17 protein-coding genes and 1 pseudogene are annotated in these 19449 nt (G+C 67.8%); 8 read left to right on the plus strand and 10 right to left on the minus strand.

Features of this window, described 5'->3' with window-relative positions:
• Positions 1-16: 16 nt before the first annotated feature.
• Positions 17-712, minus strand: coding sequence for a class F sortase (locus tag AB0C75_RS19310; protein ID WP_362892302.1), 696 nt, complete (start codon positions 710-712; stop codon positions 17-19).
• A complete protein-coding gene (locus tag AB0C75_RS19315) occupies positions 709-2382 on the minus strand; it encodes a DUF4331 domain-containing protein (protein WP_362892304.1) in 1674 nt (557 codons plus the stop codon). The genes AB0C75_RS19310 and AB0C75_RS19315 overlap by 4 nt, the downstream gene beginning before the upstream one ends.
• A 404-nt stretch (positions 2383-2786) precedes the next feature.
• On the opposite strand from AB0C75_RS19315, the gene AB0C75_RS19320 reads away from it, so the two are divergent.
• Entirely contained in the window at positions 2787-4469 is a 1683-nt protein-coding gene (locus AB0C75_RS19320) for a high frequency lysogenization protein HflD (RefSeq protein ID WP_362892306.1), read from the plus strand.
• Between the two features lie 385 nt (positions 4470-4854).
• On the opposite strand, the gene AB0C75_RS19325 is transcribed toward AB0C75_RS19320, so the two are convergent.
• A complete protein-coding gene (locus AB0C75_RS19325) occupies positions 4855-5187 on the minus strand; it encodes a chaplin (RefSeq protein WP_362892308.1) in 333 nt (110 codons plus the stop codon).
• A gap of 428 nt (positions 5188-5615) precedes the next feature.
• Here AB0C75_RS19325 and AB0C75_RS19330 point away from each other — a divergent pair, with 428 nt between their 5' ends.
• On the plus strand, positions 5616-5894 hold the full coding sequence (locus AB0C75_RS19330) for a hypothetical protein (protein WP_362892310.1): 279 nt from the start codon (positions 5616-5618) through the stop codon (positions 5892-5894).
• Between the two features lie 269 nt (positions 5895-6163).
• The gene (locus AB0C75_RS19335; RefSeq protein WP_362892312.1) at positions 6164-6379 is read left to right on the plus strand and encodes a hypothetical protein; all 216 of its coding nucleotides are present in this window, start codon (positions 6164-6166) and stop codon (positions 6377-6379) included.
• A 74-nt stretch (positions 6380-6453) separates the two neighbouring features.
• Here AB0C75_RS19335 and AB0C75_RS19340 read toward each other — a convergent pair whose 3' ends face one another.
• From AB0C75_RS19340 to AB0C75_RS19365, 6 genes are all read right to left on the minus strand, one after another.
• Complete coding sequence (locus AB0C75_RS19340; RefSeq protein ID WP_362892313.1) at positions 6454-7512, minus strand: helix-turn-helix domain-containing protein; 1059 nt, start codon at positions 7510-7512, stop codon at positions 6454-6456.
• Positions 7509-8021 (minus strand): STAS domain-containing protein, encoded by a 513-nt coding sequence (locus tag AB0C75_RS19345; protein ID WP_362892315.1) that lies wholly within the window; start codon positions 8019-8021, stop codon positions 7509-7511. The genes AB0C75_RS19340 and AB0C75_RS19345 overlap by 4 nt, the downstream gene beginning before the upstream one ends.
• A complete protein-coding gene (nhaA, locus tag AB0C75_RS19350) occupies positions 8018-9337 on the minus strand; it encodes a Na+/H+ antiporter NhaA (protein ID WP_362892317.1) in 1320 nt (439 codons plus the stop codon). The genes AB0C75_RS19345 and nhaA overlap by 4 nt, the downstream gene beginning before the upstream one ends.
• A gap of 299 nt (positions 9338-9636) precedes the next feature.
• Positions 9637-11463 carry a glycoside hydrolase family 15 protein gene (locus tag AB0C75_RS19355; RefSeq protein WP_362892319.1) on the minus strand — a complete coding sequence of 609 codons (1827 nt, stop codon included), beginning with the start codon at positions 11461-11463 and terminating at the stop codon, positions 9637-9639.
• Between the two features lie 49 nt (positions 11464-11512).
• Positions 11513-12073, minus strand: a complete 561-nt coding sequence (locus AB0C75_RS19360; protein ID WP_362892321.1) for a hypothetical protein — start codon at positions 12071-12073, stop codon at positions 11513-11515.
• Positions 12070-13293 carry a molybdopterin-dependent oxidoreductase gene (locus AB0C75_RS19365; RefSeq protein ID WP_362892519.1) on the minus strand — a complete coding sequence of 408 codons (1224 nt, stop codon included), beginning with the start codon at positions 13291-13293 and terminating at the stop codon, positions 12070-12072. The genes AB0C75_RS19360 and AB0C75_RS19365 overlap by 4 nt, the downstream gene beginning before the upstream one ends.
• On the opposite strand from AB0C75_RS19365, the gene AB0C75_RS19370 reads away from it, so the two are divergent.
• From AB0C75_RS19370 to AB0C75_RS19380, 3 genes are all read left to right on the plus strand, one after another.
• A complete protein-coding gene (locus tag AB0C75_RS19370) occupies positions 13241-13435 on the plus strand; it encodes a hypothetical protein (RefSeq protein WP_362892536.1) in 195 nt (64 codons plus the stop codon). The two genes, AB0C75_RS19365 and AB0C75_RS19370, sit on opposite strands and share 53 nt — an antisense overlap.
• Positions 13436-14232: 797 nt before the next feature.
• Positions 14233-14805, plus strand: coding sequence for a class I SAM-dependent methyltransferase (locus tag AB0C75_RS19375; RefSeq protein ID WP_362892323.1), 573 nt, complete (start codon positions 14233-14235; stop codon positions 14803-14805).
• Between the two features lie 343 nt (positions 14806-15148).
• A complete protein-coding gene (locus AB0C75_RS19380) occupies positions 15149-15412 on the plus strand; it encodes a hypothetical protein (RefSeq protein ID WP_285567482.1) in 264 nt (87 codons plus the stop codon).
• A 571-nt stretch (positions 15413-15983) separates the two neighbouring features.
• On the opposite strand, the pseudogene AB0C75_RS19385 reads toward AB0C75_RS19380, so the two are convergent.
• A pseudogene (locus AB0C75_RS19385) lies at positions 15984-16385 on the minus strand (integrase core domain-containing protein); the annotation flags it as partial.
• A 229-nt stretch (positions 16386-16614) separates the two neighbouring features.
• Here AB0C75_RS19385 and AB0C75_RS19390 point away from each other — a divergent pair.
• Positions 16615-18024, plus strand: coding sequence for a family 2B encapsulin nanocompartment shell protein (locus tag AB0C75_RS19390; protein WP_362892325.1), 1410 nt, complete (start codon positions 16615-16617; stop codon positions 18022-18024).
• An 86-nt stretch (positions 18025-18110) separates the two neighbouring features.
• Positions 18111-19445, plus strand: a complete 1335-nt coding sequence (locus AB0C75_RS19395) for a family 2 encapsulin nanocompartment cargo protein terpene cyclase (protein ID WP_362892327.1) — start codon at positions 18111-18113, stop codon at positions 19443-19445.
• Positions 19446-19449: the final 4 nt, after the last annotated feature.

Genomic DNA, 19449 nt, shown 5'->3' on the forward strand with positions numbered 1-19449 from the left:
TGGCCGGGCCCGGTAATCAGCGGGCAAGGGTGGCGTAAACGACGAGGTTGTCGAGGTACTCGCCCTGCGTCCGGTCGTAGGTGCCGCCGCAGGTGATCAGCCTCAGTGCCGGTGGACCGGTGGTGGCGTAGACCTGGCTGTCGGGGAAGGCGTCCTTCTCGTAACTCCGCAGCGCCCGGACGGTGAAAGCCAGTTCCCTGCCGTTGTCGCTGCGGATGGTTATCCGATCGCCCGGCCGCAGTGAGGACAGTCCGTAGAAGGCTGCTGGTCCGGTGGCGGAGTCGACGTGTCCGACGAAGACCGCCGCACCCGGGTCACCGGGCCGCGGGCCGTCACTCCACCATCCGACTTCCGCGGGATCCCCCGGTGCGGCGAGCCTGCCGTCCTGCTGGACGCGGAGGCCGGTAAGTGGCTTGTCGAGGCCGATCGAGGCTATGCGTATCCGCTGGGGCGGCGCCGCGGGTGCGGTTTCAGTCATGGTGTTGTCCGACCCCGGCTGGACAGGGACCTCTCCTATGTCGATGTCCCTGACAGCGTGGGTCGTCGGATCGAGCAGGACCCAGGTACCGGCGCCGCCGAGCCCGATCCCCGTGGCGACGGCGACCGCTGCGATGATGCGGCGGCGGCGCTTCGGGTGGTGTCCCTGGTCGCGCCGCGGTCGCCCGCCCTCGGAGTCCGAGGGCGGGCGACCTGTGGCGGTGGGGCTGGTCATGCCTGGTTCGCGCGCCGCCGGCGCAGGGCCAGCGCTCCCGCGCAGGCCAGGAGTGCTCCGCCGCCAACTGCGGTGACGGCCGCGACGGGGAATCCGTCGCCGAAGGCGGTGCCGCCGAAGCCCGCTCCGACGCCGCCGTCGGGGTGCAGGGAGTCGGCCTGGTTGACGGCTGCGGTGTTGGGCAGCGCAACGTAGGGAAAGGAGTTCCCGGGCTGACGGTAGGGGGTGTCGACCGCGTCGCCTGCCGCCAGGCCCTTGACGATCTTGCCGGTCTGCGCGGCGCCTTCGAGGGCCTGGAGCTCGATGTCGACGACGTCGTCGTTGAGCCGGCGCCCGTTGGGGAAGCCGCCCAGGTCCTGGGCGAGAACGCCGAGGCGGTTGGGCTTGGCCGTGACGGGCACGGACATGTTCAGCCGCAGTTCCTCGGCCGGCACGAACGCGGCCTTGTCGACGTCGGCGTTCAGCAGCTGGGAGTTCAGGTCCGCCTTGATCGGGCCACATGCCTTGCAGATACCGGTGAGGAAGATCTCGACCAGATCGTTGCGCGGCGTCGCCGGTGCCGGGATCCCGTAGATGCTCTGGATCAACTTGGGCACGATCGGGTCCTTGACCTTGTCCACCACCGGTGTGACCGAGGCATCCTTGTCAGGGCTCAGCGCGTTGAAGGCGTCCTTGTACTTCAGCGGGACAACCACCTCGTTGACCAGCGGGTTCCCGAGCCGTGAGACCTGGCGCCACTCCGACTCGCTGCCCTGGTCGGGTGCGGTGTCCTTGTCCGGTCCCTTGGCGTCCCCGGCCGAGGACGACTCCCCGCCCTTGTCACCGGCACCGACGACGGCCGCGCCCTTGCGGTCAGTGGTGGACCAGACGCCGATCACGGGGTTGCGGGTGGCGTCGCCCTTGAGGGCCAGATCCTTCTTCGGCACCTGGAGGGCGATGGTGTTGACGTTGTAACCGGCGAGCGTGTTGTGCCCGGTCTCCTTCAGATTGCCTCCATACAGGAGGTCGAAGATCCGCAGGTCCAGGAAGAACGAGTCGGACGCCTGCCCGGCGAATGTCTGACCGCCGTTCGGCAGGTCCAGGACAGCCTGCTTGCGCAGCGAGGCGTAGTCGGGCATCGACGCGGTACCCACATTCGACGGGGCCGCCGGAGCGTCCTTGAGGAGCGTCTTGGTGCTGCCGTGCGCGTCGGTCGCCGTCAGGGTGTACGTCTGACGGAAGTTGAGGGTCGGGTCGTCCAGCTTCTTCACGACACCGGTGTTGTAGAGGAACTGGTCGGCGGCGTCCCGGATGTGGTCCGTGAACGCCCAGGTGTAGGTGGTGTCGGGCTTGCCGTCACCATTCGCATCGATCTTGATGTTGTAGCGGGCGTCGTTGGCGAACGGGTAGAAGTTCGGCCCGCCGTTGGGCTCCTCGAAAGGAATCCAGTTGGCCACCAACGTCACCGTGTCCGGCTTGTCGGGGCTGGTGAAGGCGTAGACATCGGTGTTGTCAGCCTTCGGGTCGCCCGAGGTCAGGGGCGCCTCTCGGTGGCTGGAGGCGGAGCTGGTGCCGGGCGCCAGGCCGGTGAGCGCCATGGCGCCGACCAGGGCGAGGGTTCCCGAGGCGGCGAGCGCTCGTTCGAGACTGCGAGCCGGGCGTTTCAATCGTGAGGAGCGGCAGGACTGCATGGGCCATCCGTTTCCGGTGAGAGCCGCGGCCCTCCGGAAGCTGAAGGTAGGCGGCTGGGAGCTGCTCTCGAAGCGCCACCTGGGAGCAAGCCGGGCCCAACCCGGAGGTGAAAACCACGCGGCAAACGCCACACCATGTGACTAAGAGCTACATAAAGAGCACCACGCGTGGGAAGCCTGCGCGCGGCGGAAGAGCCGAACGGGGGCTTGGCAGGAGTGTCCTCTGCCCCCGGGCGGAGGGGCGCTGTGAGCCGCGCGGGTGACGAGGCGACCAGGACCGGCACTCACAGAGAACGAACGGGTACCACTGTGGTCCGCCCCCTCGGGCGGACCAAGCCATCAAACTGCAGGCGGCGCCAGCCATCCAGGCGTTCCCCTGCGCCCCCTCGCCGGAGGCGAAGCGGATGAATTCCCTGCTCGGAAGCCGTCCTGTGGTGACCGCTCACCGTGTCCTCGCGCAGCGTGTGGCCCTGGTGGCCACCGCCGTGGTCTCGCTGTTCGCCGTGGCCGTACCCACAGCCGAGGCGCATCCCCTCGGTAATTTCTCGATCAACGAGTACGCCGGATTCACCCTCCACCCCGACCACGTCGATGTGCTGACGGTCACCGACACCGCCGAGATCCCCACACTCCAGGTCACCCCGGCCATCGACACCGACGGCGACCGTCAGACAAGCAGCAGCGAACGCACCGCCTGGGCCACTACCCAGTGCGCCGCCACCTCGGCAAAACTCACCGTCACTACCCCGCAGCGGCTGGTCTGGACGACACGGTCGGCAACCTTCCGCCTCCAACCCGGCCAAGGCGGTCTGCGCACCGGGCGACTGGAGTGCCGGCTGCGCGCACCGCTGGACCTGACAGCCGGGGCGGTGACCTTGCGTGTCGACACCGGCGCGGACAAGAAGCGGGTCGGCTGGCACGAGATCACCGCAACGGGCATCGGAACCCGCCTCCAGCACTCCACCGTTCCCCAGACCTCCCCCACCCATGAGCTCCGCAGCTACCCGCGCGACCTTCTCGCCACGCCGCGCGGCGACACCACGGCACAGGTGACAGCCGGCCTGGGTGGCCAGACCGCCGGTACCCCCCTCAGCAACACCGCAGAGGCGGGAGAAGGAGGCGGCCTCACCGGACGCGTCGAGGCACTGTCGCAGCGCCTCACCTCGATGACCGGAACACGCGACCTCACCCTGCCGATCGGCCTGCTGGCAGTACTGCTCTCGCTCGTGCTGGGCGCAGGTCACGCGCTGCTGCCCGGGCACGGAAAGACCGTGATGGCGGCCTATCTCGCAGGGCGCCGCGGCAACGTGCGCGACGCGGTCACCGTCGGAGCAACCGTGACAGTCACCCACACCGCCGGCGTCATCATCATCGGCCTCTGCCTCACCACCTTCTCCTCCCTGGCCGGCGACACGGTGCTGAACTGGCTCGGCGTCATCAGCGGCGCACTCGTCACCCTCGTCGGCGCCACACTCCTCACCGACGCCACCCGCCGCTCCCGCCACAACACTGCTGCCGCTGTTGCAAGCCCGGCTGAAAAGCCACCCCTCGCAATGGCCGGCGCCGGTGCACATGGCCATGTCTCCGCGACCACCGAGATGCCCCACACGCACGACCACCCGGTCCACACACACGAACCACACGCGAATCCCCACAGCCACGAACACGACCACGAAGAGCCCCACCGCCACGGCCTGTTCGGACACGCCCACCACCACGCGCACCCCCACGCACCCGTCGAAGGCGGCGCACAGCCCTTCACCACGCGCGGACTCATCGGTCTGGGCGTCGCCGGCGGTCTCGTGCCCAGTCCTTCCGCGCTCGTCGTGCTTCTCGGTGCCATCGCCCTGGGCCGTACCGGCTTCGGCGCGGCACTCGTCCTCGCCTATGGCATCGGCATGGCAGCAACCCTCACAGCCGTCGGAATCCTCCTCGTCAGGCTCGGCAACCGAGCCGAATCCCTCACCTCCCGACCCGCATTCGCACTCATCCGGAGGGTCGCGCCCTACACCGCTCTCCTGACCGCGGCACTCGTCCTCGTCGTCGGACTCAGCCTGATCGTCCGCAGCCTCCCACTGGTCTTGTAACCAGCGGCTATACGCCTGCGGCAGCAACCCGACCCGGCAGACTCCCAGAGGACATCGACGTGCACCGTCACCCGGCTGGGCAGTCACGAAGCACGACGACCGCCCCCGTCCTGGCTTGGGCGGGGGCGGTCAGGGCGCGCGTCTTGGCCGACTGGTGCCCGGACATGCGCAGCGAGCATGCCGAGGGCTGAATCATGCACGCATGTGATCTCAACCGAACGGGCCGACCCGGAGACACGGGCAGGTATCACTCGCTCACCCGACCGGCGGCAGAGCCCTGCGGAGAGCGCGAGACAAGCGCGGCAAGTGCCCCAAGGCTTGTCTGGGGGGCTTGCCACCGAAGGTTCGACTGCGGACCGACCGTAGCCGAACGACCAGCAGCGTTTCAGCGATGGTTGTACTTGCCGTGCTTCTCGTGCTTCCAGTGCTTCTTGTCGTCGTGCTGCTTTCCACCATCATGGTGCTGCTGACGGCCGTAGCCGCCGTTGACGCAGGTGTTGCCGAAGCTCGGGTTGAGCAGTCCGAGCACGTTGACGGAGTTGCCGCACGCGTTGACCGGGACGCTGATGGGAATCTGCACCACGTTGCCGGACAGGACACCCGGCGAGCCGTAGGCCACACCCTGCGCACCCGAGTCAGCACTGGCCACACCGGAACCGGCAAATGCCAGCGCACCGGCAGCCACGGTCAGGGCGACCGCACTTCCAAGCCTGAACATGAAACCTCCACGAGGAACGAATGCCGCCGCAACCAAGACGACGAACTCCGTCCCACCATGCGCGCCCCTCCCCGTACAGATCCCAGGCGCGCCCACACGCCGACCGTGATCCCACGAATGGGTCCCCTTCCAGAAAGAGTTGATCAATGCAGGGCGCCGCAACCCGGATCTCTCAGCCCTGCTAAGGCGAAGGCCGGGATCACGACTGATCGGTAGCCTCTGGACCGACACAGCATGGTTGAAGCACCTGGCGTGCTCAGTGAGGTCTGAGGGGCCGTGGTACACGACGATAGAAACGCGGAACCGGGCAGGACGAGCGCGCTCGCGATGGTGCGCCGGGCGATAGCCTCGGAGGTGTGAAAGCGGCGACAGACAAGGCACGGGACGGAGCGCCGAACCCACCTACGGGTTCCGCCGACGCAGGCTGTGTGGTTCCTGGCAGGGTGACGGCGCACGTCGATGACCTGCTGGTGCAGATCGCGCACGGCAGCAAAAATGCGCTCGCCGAGCTGTACGACCTGCTCGCACCGCTCCTCCTCGCGCTGCTCCGCTCCCGTGAAGGGTCCATGGAACGCGCCCGCGGCGCACTGGTCGACGCCTTCGCCCGGATCTGGCGCAGAGCTCCCTCCTATGAACCGGGTCATGGCGGTTTGGAATGGGTCCTCGATCAGGCGACCAATGCCGACGCTCCCGGGCGAGCGACGTGACGGCTTGGACCCGGGAGCGCCGACGGGCACACGCCGATAGGGGTCGTGCCCGGGCGTAGCCGATGAACACCGTCTCGCACACCTGGTCGACGCGCACAACTGACCAGGTTTCCCCACCGACGCGGCTTCAGACGAACTGCGCAGCCAACTCGATCTTCGGCTGATCAGGTGCCCCCTGGCGAGCAGCCGCGCATTTGCCCTTGCCTAGGGCGGTCGGCCGCCAAGCTTGAAATGGGACTGCTCGCTACATATGGCCGGGAGGGAGATCCTTGGATCGTCGTATCGCTATCACCCTCGCCTGCATCGTCCCAGGCACGCTCCGTGACCCTCCGGGCGGCTACGCCCTCGCCGGGAAGGCGTTCAGCCACCCCGATGCCGAGATCAGTCGCTTCGAGTATGGCGAGCACGCCGAACAATGGGGCCGCAGTTACGAACTATGCATGCTGAAACAGCTCGGATTGGCTGGCCCCACCGCTGAACGGTGAGGGAAGCGGCACCGGAATTCGTGCGCGCCACTGTCCTCGCTGCCGATCGAGCCTGCTGCTTCGATTGTCTGCGGTCAGAGGCTCTGCGTGGGCCAGTTGAGCAGTCTGGCTCCGATGACGGCGGTCTGGAGGGTGTACCGGTTGCGGGGGTGCGTGGGGTCGGATCCGGTCAGTTGGTGGATGCGTTCGAGCCGGTAAGTGAGGGCGCGGACGCTGAGGGAGAGCTGACGGGCTGTCTCAGTGGCGTTGCACCCCGTTTCGAAGTAGGTGGTGAGGGTGGTGAGGGAGGATTCGGGGCCGCTTCGAGCCTGGAGGAGAGGGCCGAGGGTAGTGCGTACGAGGTCAGCCATGGCCTGACGGTCTCGTGTCAGGACGGGGTAGACGAGGAGGTCGGCTGCGTGGAGCACAGGGGCGTCCATGGCGAGGCGGACTGCGATGTCGAGAGTGTTGACGGCTTCTTCGTAGGAGTGGACGACGCCACCGGCTCCACGGTGACTACGGCCTATGGCGGTCTGGCCGCCGTCGGTCGCGGCATGGGTCTGTTTCGCGAAGTACGTCAGGACATCCTGCTGATCACCTGGGGCGATACAGATGAGCCTGCCCTCCTTCGTGGTGAGGAGGATCTGTCGCTCCCCGAACCGTCCCATGACCGCGCGCTCCACCCGTCGCGGAACCTCGTCGCCTTCGGCGTACGAATCGGGGCCCTGGGCAGCTGCGACGGCGTGGGCGTACGAAAGCCGGAGCCCGAAACGCTCGGCGCGTTCGGCCAGGCGGCCCAGATTGCTTCGGCCGTGGAGGAGGTCGTCGATGAACTCGCGGCGAGCGGCTTCCTGCTGGCGGACAGCGAAATGCTGCGCGTGGTCGTAGCCCTCGGCCATCGCGTCGATGGCCTGGGCCGCTACGGCCATGACGTCTGCAGGTGTGGCGGGTGGTCCGGGCCAGGACGACTGGGTGATCTGGAGATGCTGCGCCACGAGTTGGCGCAATGTGGTTCCCTCTGTGGCTGCCTGCTCGCCGAAGCCGCGCAGGGTGTCCAGCTCGGTACGGGAGAGGCGCCGGCCGGTGGTCGCGGCATCGGCAAGGAGGGCGGCGTAGCCGGCGAGGTGCCGGGAGTGCGGGTTTCGGGCTGTCACCGGCGGTCCTGGTATGTGTCTGCGTCGGGGGCGTGGGTGTAGCGGTAAAACCGGTCCAGGCCCATGCCGTGCAGGGTGGTCCGGACACGCCGGTTGGCGCCGGTGACACGAACAGGGACGCCCCGTTCGGCGGCTGCTCGCAGGCCGGTGAAGAGGACCTGGGTGGTGTCCTTGCCAAGGGTGCTGACTTTGGACAGGTCGATTTCCAGGACACTGGGGAGTTCGTCGAGTGCCTCGGTGAGACGTCTGGCCGCCTTGTCTGCGCTCGCCGGGGTGAGGTCATCGCTCAGGCGCACGACAGCGCGTCCCTCGCCGAAGCGCATGCCCGGGCTGATGTGACTGGCGTGGGCCCACAACGCACGCAGGGCCAGGCGCAGCGTAGCGGCGGCGGCGACCAGGCAGGCGAACTGCAGCCAGTACGGTTCGGTGACAATGCCGGCCCAGACGGCGGCTCCTGTCACCGTGAGCCAGACAGCTGCGTTCAGTACCCGCTCGCGTCGGGCGTTCATGCGGCACCTCGCTCGTTCCGTTGGTAGATGTCGGGCACACCGTCCGCGTCGTCGTCGCGGTCCTCTTCTTGGCACAGGCGCCGGTAGATGCGGTCGCGGCGCTTGAGGAGGACGGCGGCGACCGTCGCGGCAGTGACGGATGCGACGAGGACGGCCGCCTTGATGTGGTCGGCCTGGGCCGGGTCGGGGAACGACAGTTCGCCGATGAGCAGCGCGACCGTGAATCCGATGCCGGCCAGGACGGAAAGGCCCAGGACATCCGCCCATGCCAGGTCCGGGTTGAGCTGTGCCCGGGTGAAGTGGGCTGTGAAGTAGGTGCCGGCGAAGATCCCGATCGCCTTGCCCACCACCAGGCCGGCCACCACGCCAAGGGGCTCCGGCCGGGTGAACACCGCGCCCAGCGCCTCCGGGGAGACGCTCACGCCCGCGGCGAACAGAGCGAACAACGGCACCGCGACACCCGCGGAAAATGGACGCAGACGATGAGCGGTGCGATCACCGGGAGAGACCTTTTCCGAACGGCGGCCGGGGCCCCGGACGCCGTCCGGAGTCGTACGCAGGATCAGGCCCATTGCCACCCCGGCGACCGTGGCGTGTATGCCGCCGTTGTACATCAGCACCCACGCGGCCACGCCCAGCGCCACGTACCACCACCAGCCCCGCACCCTCATGCGCTGCAACAGCCAGAACAGGACGAGGCAAGCAACCGCGCCGCCCAGTGCCAGCAGGTTCAGGTCGCTGGTGAAGAAGACGGCGATGATCAGAATGGCACCCAGGTCGTCCACGACCGCCAGCGTGAGCAGAAACGCGCGCAGCGCGGAGGGGAGGCTGGTGCTCAGCACCGCGAGTACGGCCAGCGCGAACGCGATGTCGGTGGCCATCGGCACAGCCCAGGCGGTCGGTGAGCCACCACCGGCGGACGAGACGACGGCGCAGAGGACGGCGGGTACCGCCATCCCGCACAGCGCCGCCACGACAGGCAGAGCCGCGGCGGCAGGGGTACGCAACTCACCCACCACCAGTTCACGCTTCAGCTCGATCCCTGCGACCAGGAAGAAGATGGTCAGCAGACCGTCGGACGCCCAATGCCCGACGCTCAGATCCAGGCCCATGGCAGAAGGCCCGAAGCGTGTGTCACGCAATGCCTCGTAAGCCCCGCTCCACGGAGTATTCGCCCAGACCAGTGCCACAAGCGCGGCAACGAGCAGCACCAGGCCACCCACCGTCTCCGTGCGCAGTGCGTCGGATACAGCCCTGCGCTCACCCCAGGGGAGCAACCCCAGAAGCGTCGGACGATCACGCTGAGCGTCAGACACGACGCATCCCTCCGGGACATGGCTCGACGAGCGGAGACATCTGTCCCCTCGAACGCCGACCAGACTTCCCGGCACACCAGCGCGAATATTGACGCGTTCCTCACACCCTACCGAGCCCCGGCCCGTGCCACATCGGATCCCATCAGGGTGGTGCGGGGAGATTTGGCAGGGAAACGCTTGTCAGCAGAAGCCCGCATCGTCGAGGTTGGTGAAGCCGGTCTTCGAGCACCGTAGCCACACTTCCGGCGCGGCTCGGTCCTTTGAAGGGCTCGCCCTTCCCGAACCTGAGTGACACGACGTCAATGGCTTTGTCCTGCCTGTTCGGCGTGGTGGATGGCTCGTGCCGCGTTGATGAGGCCGATGTGGCTGAATGCCTGGGGATAGTTTCCAAGGGCCTCCCCGGAGGTGGGGGAGATCTCTTCGGCGAGGAGGCCGACGTCGTTGGCGCAGGTGAGGGCGGTTTCGAAGACTGTGCGGGCGCGTTGCACCTCGCCGGTAAGGGCCAGGGCGTGGGCGAGCCAGAAGGTGCAGAGAAGGAACGCCCCCTCGTCGGATGCGAAGTCGTCCTGGAGGTAGCGGCGTACCTGTCCGCGTGTGTCTGACAGCTGGTCCGCGATCGCGGACACGGTGGAGCGGATTCGGGGGTCGTGGCCGGGAAGGAATCCGACGAGGGGAAGCATGAGGGCTGAGGCGTCGAGCTCGCTGGATCCGAACGCTTGGGTGAAGGCGCCGACGTGCGGGTTCCACCCTTCGGTTTCAATGGCTGTTCGAATGGTCTGGCGGGTTTGCCGCCAGGCGGTGACGCGTTCGGCCGTCGCTCCGAGCGCTGGCGCGAGGTCGATGGCCCGGTCCAGGGCGACCCAGCACATCAGTTTCGAGTAGAGGAAGTGTCGGCTGGGACCTCGCACTTCCCAAATCCCCTGGTCGGGCTCGTTCCAGCGTCGAGCAGCGGTCTCGGCGGCCTGGAGGAGGAAGTTGCGGGTGGGCTGGTCGAACCACTCGGTGCGGGGGTGGGTCTGGTGTGCGGCGTCGAGCAGTTCGCCGTAGACATCGAGCTGGTGCTGGCGCCAGGCGTCGTTGCCGGTGCGGACCGGTGTGCTGCCCCGCCATCCCGAGAGGTGGGGCAGGGTGCGTTCGCTGAGGTCCCTTTCGCCGCCGATGCCATACATGACCTGGAGGTCGACGCCTCGTTCCAGCTGGGTTGCTGCGGCCTGCGCGAGGAATCCGAAGTAGGCGGCTTTTTCCCTGTCGCAGGCGGAGGTGGACAGGGCCTGGAGGGTGAAGCTGGCGTCGCGGACCCAGGTGTAGCGGTAGTCCCAGTTACGGTCGGCTCCGATGCTTTCCGGGAGGGAGGTGGTGGCGGCCGCGACGATGGCGCCCGTGGGAGTGAAGGTCAGTGCTTGCAGCACGCGCCCGCTGTGGGCAACCTCGTCCCTCCACCGGCCTTGATAGCCCTGATGGATCCCCGTCCAAGACCTCCACCCCTTGATCGTGTCGTTCAGGCGACGGTGGATGCGCCCGCCTCGCCAGGATTCCGGTTGCGCCTCGCCCCAGGCAGGCAGGGACGACAGCGCGAACCCGATCCGCCGGCCCGCCCTCAGTACCGTCTCCCCGTGCGCTGTCGCGCCTTCGATCCGCAGCGGGAGCGGTGCGGACAGCACGAGCCGCTGCGCGCCTCCGTACGCGCTGAGTCCGCCACGTACGAGGGACATCACCGGGTGAACGAGGCCGAACTCCGGGCGGGGCGCGAAGCTGGTCTCCACCGTCACCGATCCACTGGTGCAGGTGATCTGGCGCAGCAGCACGCCGGGGGAGGACGCCCCCAGCGCGTGCCCGCGCTCGCGGTGTCCCATCGCGAGTGCGTCGAGGAGAACCACCGTGCCGGAGGGGGTGCGGAACGTGGTCTCCAGTGCCAGGGTCTCGGGTACGTAGCGTCGGGTGACCTCACTCTGTTCGCTGGGTCGGATCGTCCAGTGCCCGGCCTTCTCGTCGAGCAGACGGGCGAAGACCGCTGGGCTGTCGAAGCGCGGCAGGCAGAGCCAGTCCACGGAACCTGCCATGGACACCAGCGCGGCCGAACGGCAGTCCGACAGCAGTGCGTAGTCACCGATCGGGCGCGTGCTCACGTCAGTCCTGCCTGCCGAGCGCGGATGGGGCCCGGTCCTGATCGCCGGGTCACGGGGCGGACTCGTGGCCAGGAGTGCCGTTGGCAGGTCCCGTCCGTGCCGCGCCGGGCCGTTTCACACCCGACTCCGGTGTGGGGCGGGAGCGCCCCATACGGATCAGCAGTGTGAGCGCGGAGATCGCGAACAGTGCGGCGGTGATGAGTAGCCAGCGGCCGAGGTACACGTCGGTGGAGAGCGTCGTGTACAGGGTGAAGCGGTGGCTGACCCGCTGCAGGATCAGGGGAAAGTAGGTCAGGAACAGGACTCCGGAGAGGAAGACCGGGACCCGGACGTAGTTGATCCAGCGCATTGCCGGGCGGGCGGTTTCACCCTGTGCGGCTGGTTCCCGGCGCTCGCCCAGCAGGGTCTGGGCGGCGCGGTCGGTCACGGTGTAGAGGGGCAGCAGTACCAGGTCGTGCAGCAGGGCCGCTCCGACGAACCAGAGGACCACCTTCCACGGCTCGGCACCGGACAGCAGCCGAATCCCGGCATAGCCGGTCAGCGCGAACGAGCAGAGCACCAGGAGCAGATGCAGCGGCGAGGCTCCGTAGAGACTGCGGAAGCGGTTCATACGTTCCCTCCGAAGGTCAGCCCGGTGACCCACTTGGTGTTGTGGACACCCGGATTGGCCGGGACGATGATCCGCGCCGGGTAGCCGTGATCCGGCGACAGATCGGCTCCGTTGACCCGCAGGGCCAGCAGTGAGCGGGAGTCGCGGACCTGGTTGTCGCGCAACGTGGTCGACCGGAAGGAACCGCTGAGCTGGGCAGACTGCACGAAGACACCGGGCGGGCCGTCGGTGAACCCCACGAGTGCGGCCAGATCGGCAAGCCGGACCCCGCTCCACTCCTGGTCCTCGGTGGACCAGCCCTCCACACAGGCGATCGGCAGCGCCGCGCTGTGCTGCGGCAGCGCCAGGACCTCTGCACGGGTGAGGACCCGCTCGCGGCCCCCGCCCCTGACGACCAGACGCCAGGCCACACCCATGTCGACGGCACGGATGCCCACACCGGCCGCGGTCTTGTTGATCTGAAAGCCATTGGGACCAGGGCCCGGATCCTGGCTGCGCGGCGCGAGCAGCGCGGTGGGCCGGAGCCATCCTCCGATGCTCTGCCCCGCTGTCACGGCAAGCAGCACCAGGGAGCCCCCTCCCACCATCCCCAGCGCGCCGCGGCGAGACATGGTCGGCGCGGCAGGGCGAGGACTGACCAGACCCGTGGGGTCCGAAGGAGCGCTCTCGCCGGTCTTGGGCCGGCCACGCAGTTCCTCGCGGAGACCTCCGCTGCGCAGCATCCGGACCATGAGCGGGATCCGGAAGGCGATGTGGACGACGAAGGCGCCGATGAAGACCCAGGCCCCGTAGAAGTGCAGGGGGTAGAAGGAGCCGGGGAAAATATAGTCCAGCTGGATGTTGAGTACCCCGGTGGCGAATTCGAACAGCACCCCTCCCACGAGCAGGAGCACCGAAATCCGCTCCAGCGCGTGGCTGACGGACCTGACCGGGGGCCAGGCGAACAGCTTGGGGACCACCGACCACAGCTTCGCGAGCAGCACCGGAATCAGCACGATGCCGAGGGTGATGTGGACGCCCTGGGTGAGCCGGTAGAGCCAGTACGGATGGGTGGGCCAGGAGAACAGGTAGAAGCCCAGCCAGCCCCGGTCCGGAGTCTTGTCGTTGGCACCGAGGTCGGGGTTGTACGCCGCGTACGAGAGCAGTCCCGTGACGAACATCAGCGTGATGCCCACCAGCAGCACCGCACCGAGCACCGACGTCAACCAGGGCCCACGCAAGGGACTGCGCCAGAACCCCGGCCGGGTCGGACCGGACGGCGGCCCCTCCCGCAACAGCCCCTCCAGACGGGCACGCGGCACGCTCTTCGCCACGGCCACCGGCCGCGCAGACGAGCCGGTCCTCGGCGCGGAGGATGCATAGGCAGTGCCGGCATCTCCGTCCCCGTTCGGCGGGCCGGCTGAGGAGAGGCGGCCGCTACCGCTGCGCGGGCCCTCTTCGCTTCCGTCGGGGGGCGGGGCCGGGTTCCGAGCCTGAGCGGGGCCACCGGCCGGTGCGGCCCCGGCCCGAGGCAGCGGCTCGTGGATGCCGGACGTATCGGGACCGTCCACGCTTCCATGCCCGGGGTCCTGGGGCCCCGGGCCCTGGTCTTGTGAGTCACCCATGGGATTCCTTGTGCTTCATCAGACGGAAGATCACCGAATGGCATCGCACAGTAACCCTGGAATTTGCATCCGCCGCGTTCCTGGGGGCGGCCGTAATAATTTGTTCCCCAACCAGCTCGCACCAGTCGGTTCTACGTATCAACGCGAGATCCGAAAACCCGAACTTCCCCGTATGAATGGGTGACGAGTTCGTGTGTGCATGCAGAGCCCGGGCCCCGTTGTGCGACCGTGGGCGACGTGACGGGAGCAAAGAATCGTCCTGGTTGTTCCCCGGCCAGTGACGCAATCTCAATGGCCGGCCGATCAGCCGGCCGCGCCGGGGAGCCCGCTGTCATTCGTGGATCGGCACAACCTGACGCCCGGACTGCAGCTCAGGAATTCCAGACTGTCGTGAGTACAGCGGAGTCACCTGAGACCAGCCCTGGCCCCTGGCACGAGGAGACCTACACGGTCGCCGTAACCTCGGGCCTTGGCCCTCTCTACCTGCAGTGCGCGGACGGGGCACGGGTCCCTTTGGACGTTGAACGATGGTCCAGCACCGCCGACGCCGCAGACATGACCGTCCTTCAGCGTTGCGAGAAGAGCGTGCTCGACATCGGCTGCGGCCCCGGCCGTTTGGTCGCAGCCCTCTCCAAGACCGGGCGCACGGCACTGGGTATCGACATCAGTCCAGCAGCCATCACGCGGGCCCAGGGCGCGGGCGGGTCGGCACTGCACCGATCAGTCTTCGATCCGCTCCCCTCCGAGGGTCAGTGGGGCACCGCCCTGCTCATCGACGGCAACATCGGCATCGGCGGAAACCCAGGCAGACTACTCAAACGAGTGGCGGAGATCGTCCAGCCCGGCGGGCTGCTCCTCGCAGAGGTGTCGCAGCCCGACGTCGACGAACGCTTCAACGCTCGGATCGAGGGCGGAGACGGCCCAGCCGGCACAACATTCCCCTGGGCGCGGACCGGAATCACCGCTCTCCTTCGCGAAGCACGTGGCAACGGCTGGACATACGTCGAGCAATGGGCAGCACACCAACGCACCTTCGTGGCCCTACGGACCACGGCTCCAGGCACCTGGGCACTACGGACAAGCCATTACCGCCGACTACGGTCCGCGCGAAGGCCCAGTTGCGATTGAGTGCAGAGATCCTCGATCAGGCGACGAATGCCGACGCTCCCGGGCGGGCGGCGTGACGGCTCAGGCCCGGGAGCGCCGACGGGCTCACGCCACGGGGGTCGGGCCCAGGCGCAGCCGATAACACCGTCTCGCGCACCTGAACCAAAAGGCTCCGCGACACGCACAACTGACGAAACTCTCACACGGCTACAGCTCCCTCGGCCTGGGCGACAACGGTGACGCTGCTTCGGCTGATCAGGTGCGGTCCTGGAGCACCGCAGCGCGGTTGCGCCCCTGAACGACCGGCGGCGGTAAGGGTTTGAACTGCACACTGCCCGCTACGCATTGTCGAGAGGGAACACCCATGCTTCGTAGTATCGCGATCACCCTTGCCACCGTTGCCGCAGCCGGATTCCTGGCCGCCGGACCCGCCGCCGCGCACAACTCCGACGACGGCTATGAGGCCGGCAAGGTCGGCGCCGGCTACTCCAAGGTCGAAGGGGACCGCGCCAGCGCGGAGTACCTGAACCTGGGCGGCCCGTACGGAATCACCTACGCCAAGGCGAAGAAGGCACACTTCGAGGGCGAGGCCGGCTACTACTACGCCGAGTACCTCCAGGGCCGCTGATCCGCGACCGCACGCACAGGCAGGGCTCGCCACGGTGGCGGGCCCTGCTCGCGTCCACACGCGCACCGTCGGCTACTCCCCTGCGGACGCCTGGTATCGAGCGGCGGCGCCACTCGCCGCAACAACACCCACAAAGACAGGTCGGAACGCCCCGCACATCTCCGAATCTCGAGCGGACATTTGGAAAGCGTGTTGGCTGTAAAACGATCACGTGCCCGGAGTGCGTGAGCGTTGCGTGAGCGGACGGGGCGGCACCGGATGGATCGGGTGGTAAGCATGGCGAGCGGTTCAGGTCTCCTACCTGCGGAAACGGGATTCACGGACACTACCCAGCACCACCCGGGATGATCTTGCAGGCCCTCGTAATGCGTAGGTCTCGGGTTCGAATCCCGAAGGCGGCTCCGGAAAACCCCAGGACTCACTCGCCGTGACCTGGGGTTTTTCCTTTTTTCTGCGCCTCGTGGTTCCTCCGGCCCGGTCTGAAGACGGCTCCGGAAGGTCAGGGGAGCGCGAGGGGGAGCGCATCGGGACAGGCGAAGGACGGGCCTTGACCCCGAATCCTGGACACGGGTCATGCGGCTTGTGTCAGCGCAGTTGGTGTGAGGTGGAAGGTGTTTTCGAAGGCGATCGGTGATCGTTGTCCGAGGCGGGAGTGCCGGCGCCGGGTGTGGTAGCGGTGGAGCCATCGGAAGGCGTCGGGTCGGGCCTCGCGCTCGGTTGGCCAGCTCTTTCGTCCTTGCAGGGTCTCGCGTTTGAAAGTCGCGCTGAAGGACTCGGCGAGTGCGTTGTCCGCGCTGGACCCGACCGCGCTCATGCTTCGCCGCACCCTTGTTGAACTGCAGGCCTGGGCGAATGCCCTGCTCGTGTAGTGGGCTCCGTGGTCGGTGTGCATGATCGATTCGGCGAGGCTGCCGCGGGTGCGGATCGCCGCCGCCAGCGCGTCGGTGACGCGGTCGGTGCGCATGTGGTCGGCGTTCAGCATCAGGGGTCAAGGCCCCCTCCACAAAACCCGGGGCTTGACAACCTCAATGGACTAAGAGCACCACATCGAGGTATTGCCACCGGCCCTCTGCCGTGAGCTGGGCGTATCCACCCTTTACTGGTCTTCGGAAGCAGGACGAGGCCCGCCCTCTGCCCTTCCGTTTTCCATTGTTCGGCGCGCGCACACCGAGCACCACCTGACGTGAAGGAGAGCTCGCCCGATGACCGTTGAGACCAGCCCGGAAGCGCAACTGGGGCAGCCCCCGCAGTCCAGCCTGAGCACCGCGGCGGCCCGCAACCTCGCCAGCACGACCAAGTCCGCCCCGCAGATGCAGGAGATCACCTCTCGCTGGCTGCTGCGGGTGCTCCCCTGGGTGGAGGCCAAGGGTGGCGCCTACCGCGTGAACCGCCGGCTGAGCTTCACCGTCGGCGACGGGCGTATCGAGTTCGTTCAGGACGGTGCCGACGTTCGGGTGATCCCCCGCGAGCTCGGCGAACTGGCCCTGCTGCGCGGCTTCGAAGACGTTGACGTACTGACGGCGATCGCCAACCGGTGCGTCCAGCGCGACTTCCGCCCCGGCGAGGTGCTGGTCGAGCGCGGCACCCCCGCCGACCAGATCCACCTGATTGCCCACGGCAGGATCAACCAGACTTCCGTCGGCAAATACGGTGACGAGGTCGCCGTCGCCACGCTCGCGGACGGCGACAAGTTCGGTGAGAACGCGCTGTTGGATGGCGACGCGAAGTGGGACTACACCGCCACCGCCGAGACCTCCGGCACCCTGCTCACCCTGTCCCACGCCGATTTCGCCGCCGTACTGTCCACGGCGCCGGTCCTCCAGGCGCACATCGAGGAGTTCAGCTCACTCCCCCTCCAGCGGCAGAACCGTCATGGCGAGGCGGAGATCGCGATGTCGGCCGGCCACATCGGTGAGGCCGAACTGCCGGGCGCTTTCGTCGACTACGAAGTCGACCCACGCGAGTACGAACTCTCCGTCGCACAGACGGTTCTACGAGTCCACACGAGGGTCGCCGACCTCTACAACGGGCCGATGAACCAGACCGAGGAACAACTCAGGCTCACCATCGAGGCGCTGCGCGAGCGCCAGGAGCACGAGATGATCAACAACCGGGAGTTCGGTCTGCTCCACAACGCCGCCTTCAAGCAGCGGATCCAGACCCACTCAGGCCCGCCCACCCCGGATGACCTCGACGAGCTGCTCTGCCGCCGCCGCGGCACCAAGGTCTTCCTCGCCCATCCCAGGACGATCGCGGCAATCGGGCGCGGGTTCAATGCCGCCGGGCTCTACCCCGACCATGTCGACCTCGGCGGGCAGCAGGTCCCGGCCTGGCGCGGAGTCCCGATCCTGCCCTGCAACAAGATCCCCATCAGCAAGGAAAACACCAGCTCGATCATCGCCATGCGAACCGGCGAGGAAAACCAGGGCGTCATCGGCCTGCGCCAGACCGGCCTGCCGGACGAGTACGAGCCGGGCCTGTCGGTGCGCTTCATGGGCATCAGCGAACAGGCGATCATTTCTTACCTGGTGAGCACCTACTACTCCGCCGCCATCCTGGTGCCTGACGCCCTCGGCGTGCTGGAGAACGTGCAGATCGCCCGGCGAGGCTAGAAAACCCGTTCAACGGCCCCGACCTCTTGGGCCGGGCGAGCCCGCCCGGGATCCGGGGCAGGTCACCACTCACCAAGGAGCTATGGATGCCCGATCCTGGGCTTTCCCCTCTACAGTCGAGCACGCCCGCCGCTCCGGCCCGGATCCATCGCCCCGCCGGCGCCGAAAGCGGCACCCGGCCCGCCCTGTCTTCCTTGCCCAGCGTGCCCTCCCTCCCGGTCCCCGCCACCCGGTCCGCTCCCGTGGACGTGTTTGTTCCCGGCGACGGACCAAGCGGCGACCTGATCGCTGAACAGGTGCGGAAAGGCACCGCCGAAGTGAGGCAACCGAGCCCTGCCCTGGAACGGATCCTGTGCGGCCCCAGTGGTCTGGGTACAGCGAGCCTGCATCTGGGGCGGCGCGAGGAGCCCCCGGCTTCTCCGTCTTCCGATGCACCGGTGGAGGGCACACCGATCCCGGGCCTCTACCACCACCCGGTATCGGAGCCCGACCCGGTGCGAGTGGAGGAGGTCAGCGGCAGGATCAAGACATGGGCGGTGGACGAGGTCCATGCCTATCCCCCGGAGTGGGAGGACCAGTTCGACGGCTTCTCCGTGGGCCGCTACATGGTCGCCTGCCATCCGGACGCTCCCACCATCGACCACCTGATGATCGCCACACGTCTGATGGTCGCCGAGAACGCGGTCGACGACTGCTACTGCGAGGACCACGGTGGCTCGCCGATCGGTCTCGGCAGCCGTCTTCTGCTGGCGCACACGGCTCTCGATGCGCTGCACACCACAACCGAGTACGAGCCGGGCTGGGCGGCCTCGCTCCAGTCGGATGCTCCTCGGCGTGCATACCACTCGGCCATGGAGTACTTCCTCGGGCACGCCACCGCCTCACAGGCCGACCGGTTCAGGCACGACATGGCCCGCCTGCACCTGGGATACCTGGCCGAGGCCGCGTGGGCCCAGACACAGCACGTCCCGGAGGTGTGGGAGTACCTGGCGATGCGCCAGTTCAACAACTTCCGCCCCTGCCCCACCATCACCGACACCGTCGGCGGCTACGAACTCCCCGCCGACCTGCACGCCCAGCCCGCTATGCAGCGCGTCATCGCCCTCGCGGGCAACGCCACCACCCTCGTCAACGACCTCTACTCGTACACCAAGGAACTGGCCGGTCCCGGCCTGCACCTGAACCTGCCCGTGGTGATTGCCGAACGGGAGGGCATGTCCGACAAGGACGCCTACCTGAAGACGGTCGAGGTCCACAACGACCTCATGCACAACTTCGAAGCCGAAGCCGCCGCCCTGGCCGCCGCCTGCCCCGTCCCCAGCGTGCTGCGCTTCCTGCGCGGGGTGGCTGCCTGGGTCAACGGCAACCACTACTGGCATCAGACCAACACGTACCGATACAGCCTGCCCGATTTCTGGTAAGGAG

Source organism: Streptomyces sp. NPDC048565 (genome assembly GCF_040650935.1).
In the GTDB taxonomy this organism is placed as follows: Bacteria; Actinomycetota; Actinomycetes; order Streptomycetales; family Streptomycetaceae; genus Streptomyces.

Excerpts from the sequence above, each read along its gene's own strand:
- AB0C75_RS19310 (WP_362892302.1), bottom strand. The coding sequence starts at position 712 with ATGACCAGCCCCACCGCCACAGGTCGCCCGCCCTCGGACTCCGAGGGC.
- AB0C75_RS19315 (WP_362892304.1), bottom strand. The coding sequence starts at position 2,382 with ATGCAGTCCTGCCGCTCCTCACGATTGAAACGCCCGGCTCGCAGTCTC.
- AB0C75_RS19320 (WP_362892306.1), top strand. The coding sequence starts at position 2,787 with ATGAATTCCCTGCTCGGAAGCCGTCCTGTGGTGACCGCTCACCGTGTC.
- AB0C75_RS19325 (WP_362892308.1), bottom strand. The coding sequence starts at position 5,187 with ATGTTCAGGCTTGGAAGTGCGGTCGCCCTGACCGTGGCTGCCGGTGCG.
- AB0C75_RS19345 (WP_362892315.1), bottom strand. The coding sequence starts at position 8,021 with ATGAACGCCCGACGCGAGCGGGTACTGAACGCAGCTGTCTGGCTCACG.
- AB0C75_RS19360 (WP_362892321.1), bottom strand. The coding sequence starts at position 12,073 with ATGAACCGCTTCCGCAGTCTCTACGGAGCCTCGCCGCTGCATCTGCTC.
- AB0C75_RS19370 (WP_362892536.1), top strand. The coding sequence starts at position 13,241 with ATGCCCACCAGCAGCACCGCACCGAGCACCGACGTCAACCAGGGCCCA.
- AB0C75_RS19375 (WP_362892323.1), top strand. The coding sequence starts at position 14,233 with ATGACCGTCCTTCAGCGTTGCGAGAAGAGCGTGCTCGACATCGGCTGC.
- AB0C75_RS19380 (WP_285567482.1), top strand. The coding sequence starts at position 15,149 with ATGCTTCGTAGTATCGCGATCACCCTTGCCACCGTTGCCGCAGCCGGA.
- AB0C75_RS19390 (WP_362892325.1), top strand. The coding sequence starts at position 16,615 with ATGACCGTTGAGACCAGCCCGGAAGCGCAACTGGGGCAGCCCCCGCAG.
- AB0C75_RS19395 (WP_362892327.1), top strand. The coding sequence starts at position 18,111 with ATGCCCGATCCTGGGCTTTCCCCTCTACAGTCGAGCACGCCCGCCGCT.